9 protein-coding genes are annotated in these 9,168 nt (G+C 66.5%); 8 read left to right on the top strand and 1 reads right to left on the bottom strand.

Annotated features, from left to right (window positions below; translation table 11 throughout):
- From ACRDUX_RS20050 to ACRDUX_RS20015, 8 genes are all read left to right on the top strand, one after another.
- Positions 1 to 644 (top strand): alpha/beta fold hydrolase (locus ACRDUX_RS20050; RefSeq protein WP_526415765.1); only part of this gene is annotated, 644 nt, incomplete at its 5' end.
- A gap of 3 nt (positions 645 to 647) precedes the next feature.
- Positions 648 to 2,336 carry a bifunctional 3-(3-hydroxy-phenyl)propionate/3-hydroxycinnamic acid hydroxylase gene (locus ACRDUX_RS20045; protein ID WP_526415764.1) on the top strand — a complete coding sequence of 563 codons (1,689 nt, stop codon included), beginning with the start codon at positions 648 to 650 and terminating at the stop codon, positions 2,334 to 2,336.
- Positions 2,284 to 3,201 carry a 3-carboxyethylcatechol 2,3-dioxygenase gene (locus tag ACRDUX_RS20040; protein ID WP_526415767.1) on the top strand — a complete coding sequence of 306 codons (918 nt, stop codon included), beginning with the start codon at positions 2,284 to 2,286 and terminating at the stop codon, positions 3,199 to 3,201. Before ACRDUX_RS20045 ends, ACRDUX_RS20040 begins: the two co-directional genes overlap by 53 nt.
- A 16-nt stretch (positions 3,202 to 3,217) precedes the next feature.
- The gene (locus tag ACRDUX_RS20035; RefSeq protein WP_526415763.1) at positions 3,218 to 4,969 is read left to right on the top strand and encodes an FAD-dependent oxidoreductase; all 1,752 of its coding nucleotides are present in this window, start codon (positions 3,218 to 3,220) and stop codon (positions 4,967 to 4,969) included.
- Between the two features lie 2 nt (positions 4,970 to 4,971).
- Positions 4,972 to 6,282 carry an LLM class flavin-dependent oxidoreductase gene (locus ACRDUX_RS20030; RefSeq protein WP_526415762.1) on the top strand — a complete coding sequence of 437 codons (1,311 nt, stop codon included), beginning with the start codon at positions 4,972 to 4,974 and terminating at the stop codon, positions 6,280 to 6,282.
- A gap of 17 nt (positions 6,283 to 6,299) precedes the next feature.
- Positions 6,300 to 7,127 (top strand): coniferyl-alcohol dehydrogenase, encoded by an 828-nt coding sequence (locus ACRDUX_RS20025; RefSeq protein ID WP_526415761.1) that lies wholly within the window; start codon positions 6,300 to 6,302, stop codon positions 7,125 to 7,127.
- Entirely contained in the window at positions 7,124 to 8,110 is a 987-nt protein-coding gene (locus tag ACRDUX_RS20020) for a cyclase family protein (protein ID WP_526415766.1), read from the top strand. The genes ACRDUX_RS20025 and ACRDUX_RS20020 overlap by 4 nt, the downstream gene beginning before the upstream one ends.
- An 8-nt stretch (positions 8,111 to 8,118) precedes the next feature.
- The gene (locus ACRDUX_RS20015; RefSeq protein ID WP_526415760.1) at positions 8,119 to 8,691 is read left to right on the top strand and encodes an NADPH-dependent FMN reductase; all 573 of its coding nucleotides are present in this window, start codon (positions 8,119 to 8,121) and stop codon (positions 8,689 to 8,691) included.
- Here the strand turns inward: ACRDUX_RS20015 and ACRDUX_RS20010 are convergent.
- Positions 8,666 to 9,168 (bottom strand): alpha/beta fold hydrolase (locus ACRDUX_RS20010; protein ID WP_526415759.1); only part of this gene is annotated, 503 nt, incomplete at its 5' end. The two genes, ACRDUX_RS20015 and ACRDUX_RS20010, sit on opposite strands and share 26 nt — an antisense overlap.

The raw sequence follows: 9,168 nt of genomic DNA, 5'->3' as shown, positions 1-9,168 counted from the left end.
GCCATGGCTACACCGACAAGCCGGGACACCCGCTAGAAGTAGCGCACTACGTCGACCATCTCCTGGCCGTGCTCGACGTCATCGGCGTCGAGCGCATCCATCTCTCCGGCGAGTCGCTCGGTGGGTGGGTGGCCGCCCGCGCCGCCTCCGATCACCCGGACCGGATCAACCGCCTGGTGCTCAACACCGCCGGCGGATCACAGGCCGACCCCGAGGTGATGAAGCGGATCATCTCGCTGTCGATGGCGGCAGCCGAGAACCCCTCCTGGGAAACGGTTCAAGCCAGGATCAAGTGGCTGATGGCCGACAAGAGCAAGGGCTACGACGACATCGTGGCCAGTCGCCAGCGCGTGTACCGCCAGCCGGGATTCGTCGGCGCGATGAGCAACATCATGGCACTGCAGGATCCCGAGATCAGGGCGCACAATCTCCTCGGGCCGAAGGAGTACGGCGCGATCACGGCGCCGACCCTGGTGCTGTGGACGAGTGACGACCCGACCGCCGACGTGAGCGAGGGCAGTCGCATTGCCTCGATGATCCCAGGAGCCCGCTTCGAGGTGATGCCCGATTGCGGTCACTGGCCGCAGTACGAGGATGCCAAGACGTTCAACGCGTTGCACATCGACTTCCTGCTGGGGCGTTGAGTAATGGCAGGCGTTGACGTACTCATCGTCGGTGCCGGGCCGGTTGGTCTCACGTTGGCGAACGTCCTTGGGCACCACGGTGTCCGAACGTTGGTGGTCGACGAACGCGACAGCCTCATCGACTATCCCCGCGGTGTCGGCCTCGACGACGAGGCGCTGCGGACGTTCCAGTCGATCGGAGTGGTCGAGCACGTGCTGCCGCACACCGTGCCCAACCAGATCCTCCGGTTCTACGACGGCAACCGGCGACTGCTGGCCGAAATGGCCCCTCCCGATGCCCGATTCGGCTGGCCCAAGCGCAACGGTTTCGTCCAACCGATGGTGGACGCCGAGTTGCTGCGCGGCCTCGACCGGTTCGACTGTGTCGAGGTGGCGTGGGGCCGGGCGATGGAGTCGTGCGAGGAGACCGCCGACGGTGTGCGGGTGGCCATCGCGAGGCAGACAGATCCGATCGTCGCCCGCTACGTCGTGGGCTGCGACGGTGGACGCAGTACGACGCGACGCGTGATGGGCGTGACCTTCGAGGGCACCACGTCCGCCACGCGATGGCTCGTCATCGACCTGGCGACCGATCCGCTCGGCCATCCCAACAGTGAGGTCGGCGCCGATCCCGCCAGGCCGTATGCCTCCATCTCGATCGCGCACGGTATTCGCCGGTTCGAGTTCATGATTCACGCCGACGAGACCGACGAGCAGGTCGAGGAGCCGGCCTTCATGGCGAGCATGCTGGCGCCATTCGTGCCGTACCCCGATCGCGTCGAGGTGATCCGGCACCGCGTGTACACCCATCACTCCCGCATCGCGAGTGCGTTCCGCAAGGGCCGGATGCTGCTGGCCGGTGATGCCGCGCACCTCATGCCGGTGTGGCAGGGCCAGGGCTACAACAGCGGTATCCGCGACGCAGCCAATCTCGGCTGGAAACTGGCGGCGGTGGTCAAGGGCCTGGCGGACGACGCGTTGCTGGAGACCTATGACGACGAGCGGCGCAAACATGCACGGGCGATGATCGACCTGTCCACGATGGTCGGACGCGTGATCTCGCCGACCAACCGCCGGGTGGCAGCGCTGCGCGACAGGCTGATTCGTGGCGCGTCGGTGGTGCCGGCGCTCAAGCGCTACATCCTCGAGATGCGCTTCAAGCCGATGCCGCGCTACGACCAGGGCGCCATCGCGCACCTCGAACCCCGGTCTGCGACCTCCCCGACGGGCACGCTGTTCATCCAACCCCGTGTCGATACCCGGGACGCTCAGAACGTCCTGCTCGACGACGTGATCGGCGCCGGGTTCGCCGTGCTCAGCTGGAACAACAATCCGCGGGCACTGCTCGGCGATGTCGCGTTTGCGCGATGGAAGGCCTTGGGGGCGAGGTTCGTCGCCGCCAGACCGGTGACCCAACTGCACTGGACCGGGCACGACGACCCCGAGGTCGTCATCGTCGGCGACCGCACCGGTGGCCTGAAGTCGTTCTTCGACGGCCACACCGAGTCGGTGCTCTTCCTGCGTCCCGACCGGTGCATCGCGGGAGCGTGCATCGCCCAACTCGCACCCGAGATGAGCACCGCACTCTTCGACGTCCTCTGTCTGAGGAAGGGAGGCAATGACTCCCATGACCACCAAGAAACCGCTGGCACTGTGCTGCATGTCGCACAGCCCGCTGTTGAATCTGCCGGGACCATCACCAGAGCTCCTTGACGACATCGACTCCGCACTGACGGATGCCCGGGAATTCGTGCGCGACTTCGACCCCGAGCTCGTCGTGATCTTCTCGCCCGATCACTACAACGGGTTCTTCTACCGCGTCATGCCACCGTTCTGCATCGGTACGGCGGCCGCAGGTGTCGGCGATTACGGCACGCACGAGGGCCCGCTGAACGTGCCAGGTGACGTGGCAGCCGAATGCGCAGAGAGCTTGTGGAACAACGGCGTCGACGTCGCCATCTCGGCCAGCATGGACGTCGACCACGGCACGGTCCAGCCCCTGGAGGCCCTCTTCGGCGACATCGCGGGAGTACCGGTGCTGCCCGTGTTCATCAACTCGGTCGCCACCCCACTGGGTCCGATCAAGCGCACCAGGGCGCTGGGTACCGCCGTCGGTCACTTCCTGGCGACGCTCGACAAGCGGGTGCTGGTGGTGGGTTCCGGCGGGTTGTCGCACGATCCGCCCGTACCGACGCTGGCGACGGCGCCCCCCGCCGCACTCGGCCGCATCGTGCACGGCGAGCCGATGACAGCAGAACAGCGCAGCGCCAGGCAGACGGCAGTGATTGCCGCCGCGCACGATTTCGCCCATGGCGAGAGTCCCCTGCGACCGCTCAACCCCGACTGGGACCGCGCGCTGCTGGAACTCCTCGACACCAACCGGGTGGCCGAGGTCGACAACTGGTCGAATTCGTGGATCGCCGCCGAGGCGGGTAACAGTGCCCACGAAGTCCGCACCTGGATAGCGGCTTTCGCGGCACTGGCCATCCAGGGGCCGTACGAGACGAAGCTGCGCTACTACCGGCCCGCGCCCGAGTTGATTGCCGGTTTCGCGGTCCGCACGGCGGTGCCGCTGTGATGAGTAGAGGACGGTAATGAACGAAACCGGTTTCGACCGCGAGGTCGACGTGCTCGTCGTCGGCTCCGGCGGCGGCGGCATGACCGCCGCACTCAAGGCCGACGCCGACGGGTTGGACACCCTGATCGTCGAGAAGTCGCCCCAGTTCGGCGGCTCCACCGCACTGTCGGGCGGTGGCATCTGGGTACCCGGCGCACCGTCGCAGCGACGCGCTGGTTACTCACCGTCGCCGGACGAGGTCTTCGACTACCTCAAGCAGATCACCGACGGCTTGGTGAGCGACGCGCGCTTGAGGCAGTACGTCGACGCCGCACCCGAGATGATGGAGTTCCTGGAGAAGTCCAGTTCGTGGTTCGAGTTCGTCTGGAAACCGGGGTATGCCGACTACTACCCGGAGCTTCCAGGCGGATCGGAGCGGGGAAGCACGATCAACGTTCCAGAGATCGACGTGCGCAAGCTTGGCGACGAGGAGCGCAACCTGCTGACGCCGTTGGCGCTGGCGCCCAAGGGAATCTGGTTCGCCCCCAAGGATCTACGCCTCTTCTACCAGGTGCGCCAGAACTGGCGGGGCAAGGCCGTCCTGGTCAAACTCGTCTGGCGGATGGTCCGGGCGCACGTGTTCGGTGACCGGATGGCCGCCATCGGACAGTCGCTGATGGCGCGGATGCGGTTGGCGCTGAAGGACCACGACATTCCGCTGTGGCTCGAGGCACCCATGACCGAGTTGATCACCGACGTCGACGGCCGCGTCGTCGGCGCCGTCGTCGAACGTGACGGGGGACCGCTGCGCATCGGCGTCCGGCGCGGCGTCATCCTGGCCTCTGGCGGCTTCGACCACGACATGGCCTGGCGTCGCGAGCACCTGCCGGAGCTCGAGAAGGACTGGAGCTTCGGCAATCCCGCTGCGATGGGCGACGGCATCCGGGCGGGGGAGAAGGTCGGTGGATCCACCGACCTGATGGACGAGGCGTGGTGGTTCCCCGCCATGTGCTGGCCCGACGGGCGGCTGCAGTTCATGCTCAACGAACGGATGATGCCGTCGCAGTTCGTGGTCAACGGCGCGGGTAAGCGGTTCATCAACGAGGCGGCGCCCTACATGGACTTCGCGCACGCCATGATCGAAGGCCAGCGCTCCGGGGTGTCCCACATTCCGTGCTGGCTCGTCACCGACATCCGCTCGTTCCACCGCTACGTGGTCGGCGGCCACCTGCCGATCCCGAAGATTCCGTTCGCGCCGGTGCCGACCGGATGGAAGGTGCCGAAGGCGTGGTTGGACTCGGGAATCGTCAAGGAAGGCAGCAGCTTCGAGGCGCTCGCCGGCCAGATCGGGGTTCCGGTCGACGAGTTGCGCCGGACCGCCGAGCGGTTCAACGAACTGGCCCGCAAGGGCCATGACGACGACTTCGGGCGCGGCGACAGTGCCTATGACAACTACTACGGCGATCCGACGTTGCCCAACCCCAACCTCCATCCGCTGGGCAAGGCGCCGTACTACGCCTTCCAGATCATCCTCGGTGATCTTGGGACGTCCGGCGGTCTGCGCACCGACGAGTTCGCCCGCGTCCTGCGCGACGACGATTCGGTGGTCACGGGGCTCTACGCGACGGGTAACGCCACTGCCGCGGTGATGGGCCGCAGCTACGCCGGTGCCGGAGCGACCATCGGCCCCGCAATGACGTTCGGCTACGTAGCCGCGAGACACATCGGTTCGACGAACGACCACGACGACACGCCAAGCGATTCGAAGCTCGACACCTACCGGAGGTAAGCATGAAGATCTCACTGTTCTACGAGTTCGCGCTCCCGCGACCGTGGGTCGCCGACGACGAGCGGCAGTTGTTTCAGGACGGTCTGGACGAGGTCGAGCTTGCGGACAAGGCGGGCTTCTCGACGGTCTGGCTGACCGAACACCACTTCCTCGAGGAGTACTGTCACTCGACCGCGCCGGAGATCTTCCTTGCCGCGGCGAGCCAGCGCACCAAGGACATTCGGCTTGGTTTCGGCATCATGCACCTTCCACCCGCGGTCAACCATCCCGCCCGGGTGGCAGAGCGGGTGTCCACGCTGGACCTCATCTCGAACGGTCGCGTCGAGTTCGGCACGGGTGAGTCGTCCTCGGTCGGCGAGCTCGGCGGCTTCAACATCGATCCCGCCGACAAGCGGGGGCAGTGGGAGGAGGCGCTGGAGGTCTCCATCCGGTGCATGACCGAGGAGCCGTTCACCGGGTTCAAGGGACAGCACATCGAGATGCCTGCACGCAACGTCGTCCCGAAGCCGCTGCAGCGGCCACACCCGCCGGTGTGGGTGGCCTGTACCCGGCCGGCCTCGGTGCAGATGGCCGCGCAGAAGGCCATCGGCGCACTGAGTTTCGCGTACACCGGACCCGGGCCGCTCAAGGACCGCGTCGACGGCTACTACAAGGAGCTCGAGGAGAAGGGCGCACCGGTCACGCCGTTGACCAACCCGAACGTCCTCGCGATCGGCGGCGATCTCTCGATGATGGTCGCCAAGACCGACGAGCAGGCCGTCGAGCGGCTCGGCGTCGGCGGCGGATTCTTCTCGTTCGGCATCATGCACTACTACATGACGGGCATGCACACCCCTGGCCGCACCGGTGTGTGGGACCGCTATCTCGACGAGGTGAAGGCCGACCCGAGCTTGGCCTACGGCCCGGGTCGCGGCGCGATCGGCTCGCCGGACACCGTCCGCGAGTTCCTGCGCGGCTACGAGGAGAGCGGCGTCGACGAGATCATCCTGCTGCTGAACCCGCGCAGCCACGAGGGGACGATGGAGTCCATCGAACTCATGGGCAAGGAGGTCCTTCCGGAGTTCATCGAGCGCGACGAGAAGGCGGTCGCGGCGAAGGCCAAGCGTCTGGAACCGGTGCTGGAGAAGGTCGAGAGCCGTCGCGAGGGCTCGTCCGCGCCAGATTTCGACGAGAACTACTCGTTCGGTGGTCTGCCGACCGGCCAAGGCGGAAAGTTCACCTCCAGCGAGATTCCCGAGGCGATGGCAGAGATCAACGAGGGCCGGGTTCACGCCGCGCAATTGGAGAAGGAAGCGCGCGAGGCGGCCAGCTGAACGCGACCGGATCGATCGTGGGAGTCTTCGGCGACCTGTTGAGCTATGCGGGGCGTCGCGTCGTCGTGACGGGGTGCGCGTCGGGAATCGGTGCGGCGCTGGTCGGTCAGTTGGCCGAACTCGGTGCCGACGTCGTGGGACTCGACGTGCGCTCACCGGAGTTCGCAGTCAACGACTTTCATCGGGTGGACCTCTCCGACCCGGCATCGATCGACGAGGCGGTGGCGGCGATCGGCGGCCGCGTCGACGGACTCTTCAACGTGGCGGGGGTGTCCTCGGGGATCGGCGATTCGCTGCTGGTCGTGAAGATCAACTTCCTCGGCACCCGCCATCTCACCGAGGCGCTGTTGCCCAGCATGCCGTCTGGGTCGTCGATCGTCAGCGTCTCGTCGCTGGCAGCCTCCGGTTACGCCGAGAACATGGGCGAGGTGGCGGGTCTCCTGCGGACCACCACCTTCGCCGAGGGCGTGCAGTGGTGTCATGACCACCCCGATGCCCACGCCGACGGCGGCTACCGCATCGCCAAGGAGGCGATCATCCTCTACGGCATGGCGAACGCCGTGGCGCTGGGTTCGCGCGGCATCCGGATCAACTGCACCGGACCCGGCGTGACCGAGACGCCGATCCTCGACCAGCTCCGAACCCGATACGGCCAGGGGTATCTCGACGGCTTCCCGCAACCGCTCGGCCGGATGTCGAATCCGGCCGAACAGGCCGCCGCGTTGGTGTTCCTCAACAGCCCGGCCGCCGGTTTCGTGACAGGGCAGGTGCTCTGGGTCGATGGCGGCAACCTCGCCGCCCGCGTCGCCGCCACCTTGGAGGATTCCGCATCATGGCCGGTATGAACGACTTTCGGCGGGTCGCGGACGAAGTCCGCAACTGGGGCCGTTGGGGCGACGACGATGAGATCGGCACGCTGAACTTCATCACCGCCGAGAAGGTCGCGGAGGGCGCCAGATGCGTCAAGCAGGGCAGGGTGATCTCGCTCGGCGGCGACTTCAGCTCATCGGGGCCGCAGGGGGCGTTCAAGTTCCGCCAGAATCCCGTCCACGTGATGACCGTGGACGGCGGCGACGCCGAAACCCTGGTGCGGTACGCGCCCGGCTGGTTGCGCAATTCGGTGGCTCAGGAACTCAGTTCGTTCTTCGTCGACAATCCGTTTCGGTTCAACGACGACATGATCGTCATGTCGCTGCAGGCGGCGACGCAATGGGATGCCCTGTCGCACGTCTACTACGAGGAAAGGCTCTACAACGGTTTTCCCGCCGACTCGGTGACCAGCTTCGGCGCCTTCCACTGTGGCATCGAGAAGGTCGACGCCACGGGCATCACCTCTCGCGGTGTGCTGCTCGACGTGGTCGCCCACCGGGGCGAGGAGACGTTCTGTCGGCCAGGAAATCCCATCACACCAGCCGAGCTCGACGACATCGCCGCCAAGCAGGGGGTGCGGATCGGGCGCGGTGACATCGTCGTGGTGCACACCGGTTGGTGGACGCGCTTCCTGTCGACCGGTGACGGCGCCGAGGCGGGATCGGGTCTGGAGTGGACGTGCGCGTCGTGGCTGCACGACCACGAGGTCGCCGCCGTGGCCGCCGACAACCTGATGGTGGAAGATCCCGACCCGGTCAATGGCGTGGAGGGTACGTTCTTGCCGATGCACATGCTGTGCCTGCGTGACATGGGCCTGATGCTCGGCGAGTACTGGGACCTGTCCCGACTTGCGGCGGACTGTGCGGCAGACGGGGTCTACGAGTTCCAGCTGATCGCGCCTCCGCTGAAGGTGGTCGGCGCGGTCGGAGCCCCCGTCAGCCCGATCGCGATCAAGTGAGTGAGAACGTGACGACCACCAACACCCAACCGCTCATCGTCGGCCTCGGGGGCACCTTGCGCGCCAATTCCTCCACTGAACGTGCACTACGGCAATGTCTTTCAGCGGTAGAGCGGCAAGGCGGCCGGACGCTGTCGTTCTACGGCGATGACATCGACCTCCCGATGTACAACCCGCACGTCACGACGCGTACGGACAAGGCGACCGCGCTGATCGCCGCCCTGCGCGACGCCGATGCGGTCGTCGTCGCCTCGCCGGGATATCACGGAGCCGTGTCCGGACTGGTGAAGAACGCGCTGGACTACATCGAGGACCTCCGCGAGGCGCCTCGGGTCTACCTCGACAACACGCCGTGGGGCTGCATCAGCTGTGCGTACGGCTGGCAGGCCGCTGTTGGGACACTGGGACAGTTGCGCGTCATCGGGCATGCCCTGCGTGCCTGGCCGACACCGCTCGGCGTGGCGATCAACTCCGCCGACGAGATCTGGGACGAGTCAGGGGAATTGGTCGACGTGACCATCAAGGGTCAGCTCGACATGCTCGCAACTCAACTCATCATGGGCGCGGTCCGAGCCCCTTAGAGAACCTCAAAGTGTCGGACTGCTCGACGTGCTGCTGAACGAGTCGGGGGTACCGGCCGCGGTCGGGACGGAAGATGTCGTGTGGTGAGTCGTGGAACTCGACCAGTCGAGCCTGCGGGAACAGGCGCCCGTAGCGCGCCCACTCCCGCGTGCCGACGAGGACGCCGTCGCCGCTGCGCACCACCAGGAGCGGAAGGCCAAGCTGGGAAAGCTCTTCCCAGAACGACTGATCCTGCGCTGCTTGAAATGTCTTCGTGGCGGCGGCCACGTCGAGGCGCTCGCTCACGGGGGTGCCGCGCCAACGCCCGCTGAGGAGCTTCTCCGCGGCGCCGTTCGGCAGCACCTTCTCCTCGGGGACGTAGTCGCCGATCGCCAGTGATCGGACTCGGTCTGGGTGATCGAGGGTCCACGCGACGGCCGCCGACGTTCCGCGGGAGAACGTCACCACGTGAACGGGTCCATCGGTCACCGCATTCA

The organism is Mycobacterium sp. (genome assembly GCF_050701675.1).
Classification (GTDB): Bacteria; Actinomycetota; Actinomycetes; order Mycobacteriales; family Mycobacteriaceae; genus Mycobacterium.
The sequence above is the reverse complement of the archived record's forward strand: the minus strand, read 5'-3'. Positions and strand labels throughout refer to the sequence as shown.

Excerpts from the sequence above, each read along its gene's own strand:
- ACRDUX_RS20020 (WP_526415766.1), top strand. The coding sequence starts at position 7,124 with ATGAACGACTTTCGGCGGGTCGCGGACGAAGTCCGCAACTGGGGCCGT.
- ACRDUX_RS20035 (WP_526415763.1), top strand. The coding sequence starts at position 3,218 with ATGAACGAAACCGGTTTCGACCGCGAGGTCGACGTGCTCGTCGTCGGC.
- ACRDUX_RS20030 (WP_526415762.1), top strand. The coding sequence starts at position 4,972 with ATGAAGATCTCACTGTTCTACGAGTTCGCGCTCCCGCGACCGTGGGTC.
- ACRDUX_RS20040 (WP_526415767.1), top strand. The coding sequence starts at position 2,284 with ATGTCGCACAGCCCGCTGTTGAATCTGCCGGGACCATCACCAGAGCTC.
- ACRDUX_RS20045 (WP_526415764.1), top strand. The coding sequence starts at position 648 with ATGGCAGGCGTTGACGTACTCATCGTCGGTGCCGGGCCGGTTGGTCTC.